Source organism: Streptomyces zhihengii (assembly GCF_016919245.1).
GTDB classification, from domain to species: domain Bacteria; phylum Actinomycetota; class Actinomycetes; order Streptomycetales; family Streptomycetaceae; genus Streptomyces; species Streptomyces zhihengii.
The window spans coordinates 6,288,040-6,301,619 of record NZ_JAFEJA010000001.1; the positions used below are offsets into that span (position 1 = coordinate 6,288,040).

Sequence of the window (13,580 nt, forward strand, 5' to 3'; positions counted from 1 at the left end):
CGGCCGGAGATCAGACGGCCGAGAGGGCGTCCGCGGGACGGCCGGGGGAGGGGACCTCGACCACGGGCCGCTCGCGCAGGCTCAGGGCGAGACGGACCACGGCGATCCACATCAGCGCCGAGCCGAACATGTGCACGCCCACCAGGATCTCCGGGACGTGGGTGAAGTACTGCACGTAGCCGATCACGCCCTGCGCCAGCACCACCAGCAGCAGGTCCCGGGCGCGGGCCCGGGTGTCGTCCGGGGCGTCCACCACCCGGAGCACCAGCCACATGGCCACGGCCAGCGCGCAGACCACCCAGGCGGCGATGGCGTGGATGTGCGCGGCGGCGGTCCAGTCCCACGGCATCCGCGCCACGTCGCTGCTGTCGCCCGCGTGCTTGCCCGACCCCGTCACCGAGGTGCCCAGCACGATCAGCAGGGCGGTGACGCCGACGATCGCCCAGGACAGCCGGCGCACCGGGCGCGGCACCCGCGGGCGCGGCGCCCCGTCGCCCTCGCCGGTGCGCACCCAGGTGACCGTCGCCACCGTCAGCAGACCGGTCGCCAGCAGGAAGTGCCCGGCCACGCTCCAGGGGTTGAGCCCCGCCCAGACGGTGATCCCGCCGATCACGGCGTTGGCGCACACGATCCAGAACTGCAGCCAGGTCAGCCGGCCGAGCCCCCGGCGGCGCGGCTTGGTGGCGCGCACCGCGATGATCGCCCAGCCGACGGCCGCGGAGAGCACGTACGTCAGCATCCGGTTGCCGAACTCGATCGCGCCGTGGAGGCCCTGCTCGGGCGTCGCGAACAGGCTGTCGTCCGTGCACTTGGGCCAGGTGTCGCAGCCGAGGCCGGAACCGGTCAGCCGGACGGCGCCGCCCGTGACGATGATGAGCACGCTCATCAGGACGGCGGAGAGCGCCGCCCGCCGCAGGATCCGGGGCGACGGGGTCCAGCGCTGGGCGATGTAGGCGAGGGGGGTCTGCACGGGCCCTATCGTAGGCGGGGGCTTGTGCATCCGTTCACGAGGGGTCGGTTCCGGGCGGAAACGTCATGCGGAAGCGCGAACCGTCCCAGTGGTCCTCCTCGTCCCACCACAGGGCGAACCGCCAGCGTGCGGCCTCGCCCGGCCGGTCCGGGGAGCGCAGGAACGCGTCCGTCAGATCGGCCGCCACCGCCGCCGCCGTGCGGTCCGTCACCGCGTCCATGCCGCGCCACGGGAACGCCATCGGCCGCCAGGAGCCGTCGCCCGCGCACACGTCGAACCGCCACACCGCCCGCCAGCACCGCGCCCGCAGGATGCGGTGCACCTCGGCGCGTTCCAGGGCGAGCCCCTCGGCGATCACGTCGGGCGCCAGGCCCTCGATGCGGCCCGCGATCACGGCGAGCGGCAGCAGCCGGTGCGGCAGCAGCTCCCGCTTGTGGAGCTGGGTGAGGCCGCCGTCGAAGGGGCAGCGCCGCAGCCTGCGTTCGAGCTGGTCGCCCAGGTGCTCCAGGACCGCGGCGTGGGCGCGCTCGGACGGGTCCGGCACCGTCCACGCGGCATGGAAGGCACGTTCCGCCCGCACCGCGGACTCGGCCGCGTCCACCGGACGGCCCAGTTCCTCCAGCCGGTCGCCGAGGAAGGCGTGGGCCTGGGCGAGCCCCTCCCGGTTGCGCGGATCGCCCTGGTCCAGGGACTCCCAGACGGCGATGGCCCGGTGGGTCGCCTCGACGGCGGCGAGACCGGCCAGCCGGTCCTCCGTCCCCGGCTGCTCGCCCTGCGGGTGGAAGGCGTAGCGCGGCAGGCCGAGATCGTCGCTGAGCGGCTCGGCGAGATAGACGGCCTGGCTGATCAGGGCCCTGGCGAACCAGCGGGCGTGCTCCGGGTCGTGGCCGGCGGGCTCGGCGCCGTGGCGGACGGCGGCGTCGACGGCGGCCAGCGCGTCGACGCGTCTGCCGATGTCGAAGTGGTGGCGGGCCAGGTCGCTGTAGCGCAGCCCGAGCCTGGCGGTGAGGGAGAGATCGTGCACGGCGTGCGGGGCGAGCGCGGCGATCAGATCGGTGAGCATCCGCTCCCGCTCGCGGGGAGCGGCTTCGGGGCGGCCCGACCTGACCTTCGCCCATTGCGCGTCAAGTCGGAGTACGGCACAGCGTTCCATCCAGACCTCCGGTCGTGCGGGTCCCGACGGAAGCATCCTGGCGCGCGCCTCACTCCCAGCGGAAGAGCCGGGCTGCGGCACCCAGTCCGAGCACGGCCCACACGGCGAGAATGCCCATGTCGGCCCACGGCACTCCCGCACCGTCCCGCAGCACGTCCCGCAGGCCGTCGGACAGGGCCGCGATCGGCAGCAGCGCGAGCACGTCGGCGACGCCCCCGGGGAAGCGGTCCAGCGGCACGATCACGCCGCCGCCCACCAGGAGCAGCAGGAAGACCAGGTTGGCCGCGGCCAGCGTCGCCTCCGCCTTCAGGGTCCCCGCCATCAGCAGCCCCAGCCCCGAGAAGGCGGCGGTCCCGAGGACGAGCAGCAGTACCACCCACAGCGGATTGCCCCGCGGGGACCAGCCGAGGCCGAACGCGATCACCGTCAGCAGCAGGATCTGGAGGACCTCGGTCGCCAGCACCGAGAGCGTCTTGGCGCACATCAGCGCCCAGCGGGGGATCGGCGAGGCGCCGAGCCGCTTGAGCACCCCGTAGCGCCGCTCGAAGCCGGTCGCGATGGCCTGGCCGGTGAACGCGGTCGACATCACCGCCAGGGCGAGGACCCCGGGGGCCAGGAAGTCCACCGGCTCGCCCGCCCCGGTGTCGACGATGTCGACCGTGGAGAAGAGGACCAGCAGCAGCGACGGGATGATCACGGTGAGCAGGAGCTGCTCCCCGTTGCGCAGCAGCATCCTGGTCTCGAACGCGGCCTGGGCGGAGATCATGCGGGCGAGGGGTGCCGCGCCCGGCTTCGGGGTGTACGTGCCGGCGCTCATCCGCGCAGCTCCTTGCCGGTCAGCTCCAGGAAGACGTCCTCCAGCGTGTGCCGCTCCACCGAGATCCGGTCGGGCATCACCCCGTGCTGGGCGCACCAGGAGGTGACGGTGGCCAGCAGCTGCGGGTCGACGCTGCCGCTGATGCGGTAGGTGCCGGGGGTCGGCTCGGCGGCCGCCGAGCCGTCGGGCAGGGCCTTCAGCAGCGAGCCCAGGTCGAGACCGGGACGGCCGGTGAACCGCAGGGTGTTCTCGGCGCCGCCCCGGCACAGCTCCTCGGCGGTGCCCCGGGCGATCACCCGGCCCCCGTCCACGATCGCGACCGTGTCCGAGAGCTCCTCGGCCTCGTCCATGAAGTGCGTGGTCAGCACGGTGGTGACGCCGTCGGCGCGCAGCTCGCGCACCAGCTCCCAGGTGGAGCGGCGGGCCTGCGGGTCGAGCCCGGCGGTCGGCTCGTCGAGGAAGACGAGCTCGGGGCGGCCGACGACGGCCATGGCGAGCGCGAGGCGCTGCTGCTGGCCACCGGAGAGCCGCCGGTAGGAGGTGCGGCCGCAGCCGCCCAGCCCGAGCCGCTCGATCAGGGCGTCGACGTCCAGCGGGTGGGCGTGCAGCCTGGCCATGTGCCGCAGCATCTCCTCGGCGCGCGCGCCCGAGTAGACGCCGCCGGACTGGAGCATCACACCGATCCGCGGGCGCAGCCGGGCGGCGTCCGCGACCGGGTCGAGGCCGAGGACGCGCACCGTGCCCGCGTCGGGGCGGCGGTAGCCCTCGCAGGTCTCCACGGTGGTCGTCTTCCCGGCGCCGTTGGGGCCGAGCACGGCGGTCACGGAGCCGGTGGCCACATCGAGGTCCAGGCCGTCCACCGCGGTCTTCGATCCGTACCGTTTGACCAGGCCCCGGACCCGGACGGCCCACTCGTCGCTCATGCGGGGAAGTCTAAGGACCCGCCCGGGCGCCCCTTCCCGCGCCCCCGGGACCCCCGCGGCCCGCGGCGTCCCGGGGACCTCCCCGTCCGCCGTCGGGACCCGCGTCCACCGCCGCCGGATGGCGCGTACGGGCGGCCGCGCCCGCGGGTGGGACGGCGCGGACGGGGCACCCGGCCGCCATGCCCGTCCTCATCGGCACCTGCGGCTGGCAGTACCGGGACTGGCGCGGCGGGCTCTACCCCGAGGGGGTGCCGCAGCGGCTCTGGCTGGAGGAGTACGCCCGGCACTTCCCGGCAGTGGAGAACGACGGCGCCTTCTACCGGCTGCCGGAGCGCGGCACCTTCGCCGCCTGGCACGACCGCACACCCCCCGGCTTCGTCATGGCGGTGAAGGCCGGCCGCTTCCTGACCCATGTCCGGCGCCTGAAGGACCCGGGGGAGCCGGTCGCCCGGCTGATGGACCGGGCGCGGGGGCTCGGGGAACGGCTGGGGCCCGTGCTGCTCCAGCTCCCGCCCACGCTCCGCGCCGACCCCGGCCTGCTGGACGCCGTGCTCGGGAGCTTCCCGCGCGGTGCCCGGGTGGCGGTAGAGCCGCGGCACGACTCCTGGTGGACCGACCGGACCGCCGGCGTCCTCGCCGACCGGGGGGCCGCGCTCTGCTGGGCGGACCGCGGCTCGCGCCCGGTGACCCCGCTGTGGCGGACGGCCGGCTGGGGGTACGTCCGCTTCCACGAGGGCCGCGCGAGCCCCTGGCCCGGCTACGGGCGGCGCGCGCTGGCGTCCTGGGCCGAGCGGCTCGCGGACGCCTGGCCGGCGAGCGGCGAGGTGTACGCGTTCTTCAACAACGACCAGGGCGGAGCGGCGGTGCGCGACGCGGCCGGATTGCTCCGTGCGGTGGCCGCCACCGGGCGCGCCGCGGCGCCGCCGGCCGCCTCCCGGGAGTGACGCGCACAGCCGCCCGGACCTGCGGCGCAGCACTCCGCGTGATCGTTTCCGCAGGTCAGCTTAGGTATGCCTAAGTGATGCACGGCACCGCGCGGTGATCCGGACGCGGCTTGTCGTTCGCCGATGAATTACGCAACAATGGCGTTGTGAAAAACGCTGGCGAGGCTCCTCAGGAGGAACTCGCGACCGGTGAGCGCTCCACGCGCAACCGTGTCGCGCGCTCCATCCTGGACCACGGCCCCTCCACCGTCTCCGACCTCGCGGGCAGGCTCGGGCTCACCCAGGCGGCCGTCCGCCGCCACCTCGACTCCCTCGTCGCGGACAACGTCGTGGAGCCCCGTGAGCAGCGCGTCTACGGCGCGCGCACCCGCGGCCGCCCCGCCAAGGTCTTCGCCCTCACCGACTGCGGCCGGGACGCCTTCGACCAGTCGTACGACACGCTGGCCGTCGACGCCCTCCGCTGGATCGAGCGGAGCGCGGGCGGCGGAGCGGCGGGCGAGGCCGCCGTGGCCGCCTTCGCCCGGGACCGCATCGAGACCCAGGGCGAGAACTACCGCGCCGCCGTCGAGGCCGCGGCCCCCGAGGACCGCGCCGAGGCGCTGGCCAAGGCGCTCAGCGCCGACGGGTACGCTGCTACGGCCCGTACCGCGCCGGTCGGCGAGCAGCTCTGCCAGCACCACTGCCCGGTCGCCCACGCGGCCGAGAAGTACCCGCAGCTGTGCGAGGCGGAGACCGAGTTCTTCTCGAAGCTCCTCGGGACGCACGTGCAGCGGCTCGCCACCATCGCCCACGGCGACGGCGTCTGCACCACGTTCATCCCGCGCGGCTCCCCCAGGAGCGGCGCCGCACAGACCACCACACCATCAGCATCTGCAAGCACGGCCGGGAGGAACCCCGCATGACTCTCCCCACGGAGACTGCCCACCCCGAACTCGAGGGTCTGGGCACGTACGAATTCGGCTGGGCCGACTCCGACGCGGCCGGCGCCGCCGCCAAGCGCGGCCTCTCCGAGGAAGTCGTCCGCGACATCTCCGCGAAGAAGAACGAGCCGGAGTGGATGCTGAAGCTGCGGCTCAAGGGCCTGCGGCTGTTCGACAAGAAGCCGATGCCGAGCTGGGGCTCCGACCTGTCGGGCATCGACTTCGACAACATCAAGTACTTCGTGCGGTCCACCGAGGCGCAGGCCGCCTCCTGGGAGGACCTGCCCGAGGACATCAAGAACACCTACGACAAGCTCGGCATCCCGGAGGCGGAGAAGCAGCGCCTGGTCGCCGGTGTCGCGGCGCAGTACGAGTCCGAGGTCGTCTACCACCAGATCCGCGAGGACCTGGAGGAGCAGGGCGTCATCTTCCTGGACACCGACACCGCGCTCAAGGAGCACCCGGAGCTCTTCCAGGAGTACTTCGGCACCGTGATCCCGGTGGGCGACAACAAGTTCGCCTCGCTGAACACGGCCGTGTGGTCCGGCGGATCGTTCATCTACGTCCCCAAGGGTGTCCACGTGGACATCCCGCTCCAGGCCTACTTCCGCATCAACACGGAGAACATGGGCCAGTTCGAGCGGACGCTGATCATCGTCGACGAGGACGCCTACGTCCACTACGTCGAGGGCTGCACCGCCCCGATCTACTCCTCGGACTCGCTGCACAGCGCCGTGGTCGAGATCATCGTCAAGAAGGGCGGCCGCTGCCGCTACACGACCATCCAGAACTGGTCGAACAACGTCTACAACCTGGTGACCAAGCGCGCCGTCGCCTACGAGGGCGCGACCATGGAGTGGGTCGACGGCAACATCGGCTCCAAGGTCACCATGAAGTACCCGGCCGTCTACCTGATGGGCGAGCACGCCAAGGGCGAGACCCTGTCCATCGCCTTCGCTGGCGAGGGCCAGCACCAGGACGCCGGCGCCAAGATGGTCCACATGGCCCCGAACACCTCCTCGAACATCGTCTCCAAGTCGGTGGCGCGGGGCGGCGGCCGGACCTCCTACCGCGGTCTCATCGAGATCGGCGAGGGCGCGCCCGGCGCCAAGTCCAACGTGCTGTGCGACGCCCTGCTCGTCGACACGATCTCCCGCTCGGACACCTACCCCTACGTCGACGTCCGCGAGGACGACGTCTCGATGGGCCACGAGGCGACCGTCTCCAAGGTCTCCGAGGACCAGCTCTTCTACCTGATGAGCCGCGGCCTCACCGAGTTCGAGGCGATGGCCATGATCGTGCGCGGCTTCGTCGAGCCGATCGCCAAGGAACTCCCCATGGAGTACGCGCTGGAGCTCAACCGGCTGATCGAGCTGCAGATGGAGGGCTCGGTGGGCTAGGCCCCCAAGGCCCCGGGCACCCGCCCGGACCCGCCGTCCCGATCACGTCCCCGGGCTCACACGGTGAGCCCAGTGAGCGGGCCCGGCGGCGGCCGCGGCCGGAGCAGAGCTTCCGGCCGCGGCCGCCGAGGGCGCGCGAACGCACCGAATGCAGAAAGCGAGCAGACCGACAGCCATGGCTGAGGCTCAGAACATCCCGGTGGGCTCCACCACCGCCGGCTCCATCGCGGTGGCCGCGGAGTCGACCGTCGCCACCCGTATGAGCGCGCCCCCGTCGTTCGACGTGGCGGACTTCCCGGTCCCGCACGGCCGCGAGGAGGAGTGGCGCTTCACCCCGCTGGAGCGGCTGCGCGGGCTCCACGACGGCACCGCCGTCGCCACCGGGTCGGGCGTCAAGGTCGCGATCGAGGCGCCCGAGGGCGTCACCGTGGAGACCGTCGGCCGCGACGACGCGCGGCTCGGCCGCGCGGGCACCCCGGTCGACCGGGTCGCCGCCCAGGCGTACTCCGCGTTCGAGCAGGCCTCGGTCGTCACGGTGCCCAAGGAGACCGTGCTCACCGAGCCGGTCCGCATCGCCGTGCACGGCGAGGGCGGCACCGCGTTCGGCCACCAGCTCATCGAGCTCGGCGCGTTCGCCGAGGCCGTCGTCGTCATCGACCACACCGGTGACGCGGTCCTCGCCGCCAACGTCGACTACGTCCTCGGCGACGGGGCCAAGCTGACCGTCGTCTCCGTCCAGGACTGGGACGACAAGGCCGTCCACGTCGCCCAGCACAACGCGCTGGTCGGCCGGGACGCCTCCTTCAAGTCCGTGGTGGTCACCTTCGGCGGCGACCTGGTCCGGCTCCACCCGCGCGTCTCGTACGCCGGCACCGGCGGCGAGGCCGAGCTCTTCGGCCTGTACTTCACTGACAAGGGCCAGCACCAGGAGCACCGCCTCCTCGTCGACCACAACGTGCCGCACTGCAAGTCCAACGCGGTCTACAAGGGCGCCCTCCAGGGCGACGACGCGCACGCGGTGTGGATCGGCGACGTCCTGATCCGCGTCGCGGCCGAGGGCACCGACACCTACGAGATGAACCGCAACCTCGTCCTCACGGACGGCGCGCGCGTCGACTCGGTGCCGAACCTCGAGATCGAGACCGGCGAGATCGCCGGCGCCGGCCACGCCTCCGCCACCGGCCGCTTCGACGACGAGCAGCTCTTCTACCTGATGGCCCGCGGCATCCCGCAGGCCGAGGCCCGCCGTCTGGTCGTCCGCGGCTTCTTCGCCGAGCTCGTCCAGCAGATCGGTCTGCCGGACGTCGAGGAGCGTCTGATCGCCAAGATCGAGGCCGAGCTGGAGGCGTCCGTCTGATGGCCTTCGTCAAAGCCTGTGCGCTGAGCGAGCTGGAGGAGGACACCCCCCGCCGGGTGGAACTCGACGGCACGCCGGTGTCGCTGGTGCGCACCGAGGGCGAGGTGTTCGCGATCAACGACATCTGCTCGCACGCGAACGTCTCGCTGTCGGAGGGCGAGGTCGAGGACTGCGCCATCGAGTGCTGGCTGCACGGCTCCAGCTTCGACCTCCGCACCGGCAAGCCGTCCGGGCTTCCCGCGACGCGCCCCGTCCCCGTATACCCCGTAAAGATCGAAGGGGACGATGTGCTCGTCTCCGTCACCCAGGAGTCCTGAGTCACCCATGGCAACGCTTGAAATCCGCGACCTGCACGTCTCCGTCGAAGCCGACAACGGCTCCCGGGAGATCCTCAAGGGCGTCGACCTGACCGTGAAGCAGGGCGAGACCCACGCCATCATGGGCCCCAACGGCTCCGGCAAGTCGACCCTCGCCTACTCCATCGCCGGCCACCCCAAGTACACGATCACCGGTGGCACCGTGACCCTGGACGGCGAGGACGTCCTGGAGATGTCCGTCGACGAGCGCGCCCGCGCCGGCATGTTCCTCGCGATGCAGTACCCGGTCGAGGTCCCCGGCGTCTCGGTCTCCAACTTCCTGCGCACCTCCGCCACCGCGATCCGCGGCGAGGCTCCCAAGCTGCGCACCTGGGTGAAGGAGGTCAAGGAGGCGATGGCGGAACTCCACATGGACCCGGCCTTCGCCGAGCGCAACGTCAACGAGGGCTTCTCCGGCGGTGAGAAGAAGCGCCACGAGATCCTCCAGATGGAGCTCCTCAAGCCGAAGATCGCGATCCTCGACGAGACGGACTCCGGCCTGGACGTCGACGCGCTGCGCGTCGTCTCCGAGGGCGTCAACCGGGTGCGCGCCACGGGCGAGGTCGGCACCCTGCTGATCACCCACTACACGCGCATCCTGCGCTACATCCAGCCCGACCACGTGCACGTCTTCGCCGGCGGCCGGATCGTCGAGTCGGGCGGCCCCGAGCTCGCCGACAAGCTGGAGGCCGAGGGCTACGAGCAGTACACCAAGGGCGGCGTCGCTTCGTGAGCGACACCCCCCGGGCCGCCGGCCCGCAGCCGGCCTCCGAGCCGCGGGTGAGCCCCGCGGGCGGAGAAGCGTACGAAAGGGGATGGGCGTGACACAGCTCCCCGGCCTCCTCGACACCGAGGCGATCCGCAAGGACTTCCCGGTCCTCGACCGGGTGATCCACGACGGCAAGAAGCTCGTCTACCTGGACAACGCGGCCACCTCGCAGAAGCCGCGCCAGGTGCTCGACGCGCTGAGCGCCTACTACGAGCGCCACAACTCCAACGTCCACCGCGGTGTGCACGTGCTCGCCGAGGAGGCCACGGCGCTGTACGAGGGCGCCCGTGACAAGGTCGCGGCCTTCATCAACGCGCCGAGCCGCGACGAGGTGATCTTCACCAAGAACGCCTCGGAGTCGCTCAACCTGGTCGCCAACATGCTGGGCTGGGCCGACGAGCCCTACCGCGTGGACCGCGAGACCGAGATCGTCATCACGGAGATGGAGCACCACTCCAACATCGTCCCGTGGCAGCTGCTGTCGCAGCGCACCGGCGCGAAGCTGAAGTGGTTCGGCCTCACCGACGACGGGCGGCTCGACCTGTCCGGCATCGAGCAGGTCATCACGGAGAAGACGAAGATCGTCTCCTTCACGCTCGTCTCCAACATCATGGGCACCGTCAACCCGGTCGAGGCGATCGTCCGCCGCGCCCAGGACGTCGGCGCCCTGGTGCTCATCGACGCCTCGCAGGCCGCCCCGCACATGGTGCTGGACGTGCAGGCGCTCGGCGCCGACTTCGTGGCCTTCACCGGCCACAAGATGTGCGGCCCGACCGGCATCGGCGTGCTCTGGGGACGCCAGGAGCTGCTGGAGGACCTGCCTCCGTTCCTCGGCGGCGGCGAGATGATCGAGACCGTGTCGATGCACTCGTCGACGTACGCGCCGGCACCCCACAAGTTCGAGGCGGGCACGCCCCCGATCGCGCAGGCCGTCGGCCTCGGCGCGGCCGTGGACTACCTGAACTCGATCGGCATGGAGAACATCGCCCGGCACGAGCACGCCCTCACCGAGTACGCGGTGAAGCGGCTGCTGGAGGTCCCGGACCTGCGGATCATCGGCCCGACGACGGCCGAGGACCGCGGCGCGGCGATCTCCTTCACGCTCGGCGACATCCACCCGCACGACGTGGGCCAGGTGCTGGACGAGCAGGGCATCGCCGTCCGCGTGGGACACCACTGCGCGCGGCCGGTCTGCCTGCGCTACGGAATTCCCGCGACCACGCGAGCGTCGTTCTATCTGTACTCCACGCCGGCAGAGGTCGATGCTCTGGTCGACGGCCTGGAGCACGTCCGTAACTTCTTCGGATGAGGGGCTGACGACGCGTGAAGCTGGATTCGATGTACCAGGACGTCATCCTGGACCACTACAAGCACCCCCACGGGCGGGGCTTGCGGGACGGTGACGCCGAGGTGCACCACGTCAACCCGACGTGCGGCGACGAGATCACGCTCCGGGTGCGGTACGACGGCTCGCGCATCGCGGACGTGTCGTACGAGGGGCAGGGCTGCTCGATCAGCCAGGCCTCCGCCTCGGTCCTGAACGAACTGCTGGTGGGCAAGGAACTCGCCGAGGCGCAGAAGATCCAGGGCACCTTCCTGGAGCTGATGCAGTCCAAGGGGCAGATCGAGCCCGACGACGCCATGGAGGAGGTGCTGGAGGACGCGGTCGCGTTCGCCGGCGTCTCCAAGTACCCGGCCCGTGTGAAGTGCGCCCTGCTGAGCTGGATGGCCTGGAAGGACGCGACCGCACAGGCACTGGCCGGCGGCACCGACGCCGAGAGGAAGACGGCATGACCGAGAACGCCGGGGCGGCCCTGAAGCCGGCCTCCGAGGAAGAAGTCCGTGAGGCGCTGTACGACGTCGTCGACCCCGAGCTGGGCATCGACGTCGTCAACCTGGGCCTCATCTACGGCATCCACATCGACGACTCCAACGTCGCGACCCTGGACATGACGCTGACGTCGGCGGCCTGCCCGCTGACCGACGTGATCGAGGACCAGGCGAAGGCCGCGACCGACGGCATCGTCAACGAGCTGAAGATCAACTGGGTCTGGATGCCGCCGTGGGGCCCGGACAAGATCACGGACGACGGACGCGAGCAGCTCCGCGCGCTCGGCTTCAACGTCTGAGCCGGTCCCGCACCGGACCCGGCAGCACCGAACGGCCATGCCCGTCAGGCACACTGACGGGCATGGCCGTTTCCCTTTACCAGATCGCGATCGACTGTCATGACGCCCCGGCGCTCGCCCGGTTCTGGACGCAGGTGCTGGACTGGAAGGTCCTCTACGAGGACTCCGCCGAGATCGTCATCGGCGCGGACGCCGCCGCGCTGCCCGGCATCTGCTTCCTCACCGTCCCCGAGGACCGCACCGTCAAGAACCGCCTCCACCTCGACCTGAGCCCGGACGACCAGGCCGCCGAGGTCGCCCGCATCCTCGCCCTCGGTGCCACCCGTACCGATGTGGGCCAGGGCGAGGACGTGACCTGGGTGGTGCTCGCCGACCCGGAGGGCAACGAGTTCTGCGTGCTGCGGCCGAAGAAGACGCTGCTGGACTGAGCCCTCGCGGCGCGGCGGGGGCGGGTGGCGCGGGCGCGAGCCCGGGCGGGTCGTCGCGTCCCGGTCGGGACGGCCCGCCCCGGGCCGTGAGGACGGTCCGGGCGGCGGTCGCCCGGGCCCGCCGCCCCGGACCGCGCCCGGGGTCGTGTCAGGCCGGGCCGTCGTGGGCGAAGATCGCGTCGTGGGCGCTGAGGGCGGCCCTGACGCGGACCACGTCGGAGCCCGAGGTGGCGTCCAGGCCGGTGGCGTCCGCGGCGCGGCGCAGCCGGTAGTCCACCGTGTTCGGGTGGATCCGCAGGTGCTCGGCGGTGCGCTGCCGGCTGAGCCCGCACTGGAGGAACGTCCGCAGCGTGCCCAGCAGTTCGGGCCGGTCGGCGAGCGGGCGGACCAGTTCGGCGAGCGCGTCGCGGGCCGGGCCCGGCCGCATGAGCTGGTACTCCAGCAGCACGTCCGAGAGCCGGTGGACGCCGGGGCCCCGGCCCGAGGCGATCGCCACCGCGCGGATCTCGTGCACCAGCCCGGCCGCCGCGGCGACCTGCTCGGGCGCGGCGGCGGTCACACCCGCCACGATCTCCACCCCGGCGACCCGGCTCATGTGGGAGACCACACCCGCCAGCCAGTTCCAGTCGTCCTCGGTCACCTTCTCGGCCGGGACGCGGCGGGGGACGAGCACGATCCCGCCGTCGGCGCCCAGCGCGGAGAGCACGGGCGCGCCGACATGGCGTTCCAGTTCGACGCGCAGGCGTCTGCGCTTGCGCTTGACGGCGATCAGCGGGCTCACCCCGTCGGCCCGCTCGTCCGGGTGGGGCCCGACGGAGAGGCCGAGCACCAGGTAGCAGGGCGGCAGGTCGAAGCCCCAGTGGGCGCTCCTGGTCCGCACGTCGTCGCCGTCGAGCAGCGCCGTCAGCACCGCCTGCCGGGCCGACTGCTCCTCGCTGGCCGCCGCCTGCCGCTCGGTGAAGTACCCGGCCACCACGGTGGCGGTCATCTGCTCCAGGAAGCGGAGCACCAGCAGCCCGGCCTCCTGCACGGCCGCCAGATCGTCCGGCCCGGCGTGGGGCGCCATCCGCTCCAGGCACTCCTGGGCGCCCACGTGGTACGCGCGGATCACCGACTCCACCGGCACGCCCTCCTCGGCCCGCTTCGCGGCCGACTGGCGGAGCACCTGCAACTGGGCGTCGTCCGGCAGCTCACCGGTGCGCAGCACGGTCGCGCAGCTCCGGATGGCCTGCTCGACGACCCGGCGGATGTCGTTGCGCAGTTCCTCGTCGGGGAGGGTGCCGTAGACCGGGACATGGTCGACGAGCCGCTCCAGCACCGCCGAGGAGAGTTCGCGCAGGGAGCCGGCGAGCCGCTGGTGCAGAGGCACGCCGCCGTAGGCAGGCGGCACATAGCTGGCACTGTCCACGGGGCG

The 13,580-nt window shown here is 72.2% G+C and carries 15 protein-coding genes; 10 read left to right on the forward strand and 5 right to left on the reverse strand.

All coding sequences use genetic code 11. The features are described 5' to 3' along the window. Positions 1-10: 10 nt before the first annotated feature. From JE024_RS26725 to JE024_RS26740, 4 genes are all read right to left on the reverse strand, one after another. On the reverse strand, positions 11-1,000 hold the full coding sequence (locus JE024_RS26725) for a COX15/CtaA family protein (protein ID WP_205376026.1): 990 nt from the start codon (positions 998-1,000) through the stop codon (positions 11-13). 4 nt (positions 1,001-1,004) lie between these two features. After that, the gene (locus JE024_RS26730) at positions 1,005-2,033 is read right to left on the reverse strand and encodes a hypothetical protein (protein WP_244883084.1); all 1,029 of its coding nucleotides are present in this window, start codon (positions 2,031-2,033) and stop codon (positions 1,005-1,007) included. Positions 2,034-2,172: 139 nt separating this feature from the next. Then, a complete protein-coding gene (locus JE024_RS26735) occupies positions 2,173-2,940 on the reverse strand; it encodes an ABC transporter permease (protein WP_205376028.1) in 768 nt (255 codons plus the stop codon). Next, entirely contained in the window at positions 2,937-3,863 is a 927-nt protein-coding gene (locus JE024_RS26740; RefSeq protein WP_205376029.1) for an ABC transporter ATP-binding protein, read from the reverse strand. The genes JE024_RS26735 and JE024_RS26740 overlap by 4 nt, the downstream gene beginning before the upstream one ends. Before the next feature lie 179 nt (positions 3,864-4,042). Between JE024_RS26740 and JE024_RS26745 the strand changes: the two genes are divergently transcribed. From JE024_RS26745 to JE024_RS26790, 10 genes are all read left to right on the forward strand, one after another. Further along, positions 4,043-4,807 (forward strand): DUF72 domain-containing protein, encoded by a 765-nt coding sequence (locus JE024_RS26745; protein WP_205376030.1) that lies wholly within the window; start codon positions 4,043-4,045, stop codon positions 4,805-4,807. 146 nt (positions 4,808-4,953) lie between these two features. Continuing rightward, a complete protein-coding gene (locus JE024_RS26750; protein WP_205376031.1) occupies positions 4,954-5,709 on the forward strand; it encodes a helix-turn-helix transcriptional regulator in 756 nt (251 codons plus the stop codon). Continuing rightward, positions 5,706-7,127, forward strand: a complete 1,422-nt coding sequence (gene sufB / locus JE024_RS26755) for a Fe-S cluster assembly protein SufB (RefSeq protein WP_187739896.1) — start codon at positions 5,706-5,708, stop codon at positions 7,125-7,127. The genes JE024_RS26750 and sufB overlap by 4 nt, the downstream gene beginning before the upstream one ends. Before the next feature lie 175 nt (positions 7,128-7,302). Further along, positions 7,303-8,484, forward strand: a complete 1,182-nt coding sequence (sufD, locus tag JE024_RS26760; RefSeq protein ID WP_205376032.1) for a Fe-S cluster assembly protein SufD — start codon at positions 7,303-7,305, stop codon at positions 8,482-8,484. Continuing rightward, the gene (locus tag JE024_RS26765; RefSeq protein WP_147990421.1) at positions 8,484-8,801 is read left to right on the forward strand and encodes a bifunctional 3-phenylpropionate/cinnamic acid dioxygenase ferredoxin subunit; all 318 of its coding nucleotides are present in this window, start codon (positions 8,484-8,486) and stop codon (positions 8,799-8,801) included. The genes sufD and JE024_RS26765 overlap by 1 nt, the downstream gene beginning before the upstream one ends. A 7-nt stretch (positions 8,802-8,808) precedes the next feature. Further along, positions 8,809-9,573: a Fe-S cluster assembly ATPase SufC gene (sufC, locus tag JE024_RS26770; protein ID WP_205376033.1), complete on the forward strand. Its 765-nt coding sequence runs from the start codon at positions 8,809-8,811 to the stop codon at positions 9,571-9,573. An 88-nt stretch (positions 9,574-9,661) separates the two neighbouring features. Beyond that, positions 9,662-10,918, forward strand: coding sequence for a cysteine desulfurase (locus JE024_RS26775; RefSeq protein ID WP_205376034.1), 1,257 nt, complete (start codon positions 9,662-9,664; stop codon positions 10,916-10,918). Between the two features lie 14 nt (positions 10,919-10,932). Further along, complete coding sequence (sufU, locus tag JE024_RS26780; protein WP_205376035.1) at positions 10,933-11,403, forward strand: Fe-S cluster assembly sulfur transfer protein SufU; 471 nt, start codon at positions 10,933-10,935, stop codon at positions 11,401-11,403. After that, a complete protein-coding gene (locus JE024_RS26785; RefSeq protein ID WP_147990425.1) occupies positions 11,400-11,738 on the forward strand; it encodes a metal-sulfur cluster assembly factor in 339 nt (112 codons plus the stop codon). Before sufU ends, JE024_RS26785 begins: the two co-directional genes overlap by 4 nt. 62 nt (positions 11,739-11,800) lie before the next feature. Further along, positions 11,801-12,166 (forward strand): VOC family protein, encoded by a 366-nt coding sequence (locus JE024_RS26790; RefSeq protein ID WP_205376036.1) that lies wholly within the window; start codon positions 11,801-11,803, stop codon positions 12,164-12,166. 148 nt (positions 12,167-12,314) lie between these two features. Here JE024_RS26790 and JE024_RS26795 read toward each other — a convergent pair whose 3' ends face one another. Next, the gene (locus JE024_RS26795) at positions 12,315-13,574 is read right to left on the reverse strand and encodes an RsbRD N-terminal domain-containing protein (RefSeq protein WP_244883085.1); all 1,260 of its coding nucleotides are present in this window, start codon (positions 13,572-13,574) and stop codon (positions 12,315-12,317) included. Positions 13,575-13,580 lie beyond the last annotated feature (6 nt).

Coding starts and splice junctions, on each gene's coding strand:
- JE024_RS26735 (WP_205376028.1), bottom strand. CDS start 2,940: ATGAGCGCCGGCACGTACACCCCGAAGCCGGGCGCGGCACCCCTCGCC.
- JE024_RS26730 (WP_244883084.1), bottom strand. CDS start 2,033: ATGCTCACCGATCTGATCGCCGCGCTCGCCCCGCACGCCGTGCACGAT.
- JE024_RS26725 (WP_205376026.1), bottom strand. CDS start 1,000: ATGCACAAGCCCCCGCCTACGATAGGGCCCGTGCAGACCCCCCTCGCC.
- JE024_RS26790 (WP_205376036.1), top strand. CDS start 11,801: ATGGCCGTTTCCCTTTACCAGATCGCGATCGACTGTCATGACGCCCCG.
- JE024_RS26745 (WP_205376030.1), top strand. CDS start 4,043: ATGCCCGTCCTCATCGGCACCTGCGGCTGGCAGTACCGGGACTGGCGC.
- sufB (WP_187739896.1), top strand. CDS start 5,706: ATGACTCTCCCCACGGAGACTGCCCACCCCGAACTCGAGGGTCTGGGC.
- JE024_RS26740 (WP_205376029.1), bottom strand. CDS start 3,863: ATGAGCGACGAGTGGGCCGTCCGGGTCCGGGGCCTGGTCAAACGGTAC.
- JE024_RS26765 (WP_147990421.1), top strand. CDS start 8,484: ATGGCCTTCGTCAAAGCCTGTGCGCTGAGCGAGCTGGAGGAGGACACC.
- sufD (WP_205376032.1), top strand. CDS start 7,303: ATGGCTGAGGCTCAGAACATCCCGGTGGGCTCCACCACCGCCGGCTCC.
- sufC (WP_205376033.1), top strand. CDS start 8,809: ATGGCAACGCTTGAAATCCGCGACCTGCACGTCTCCGTCGAAGCCGAC.
- JE024_RS26785 (WP_147990425.1), top strand. CDS start 11,400: ATGACCGAGAACGCCGGGGCGGCCCTGAAGCCGGCCTCCGAGGAAGAA.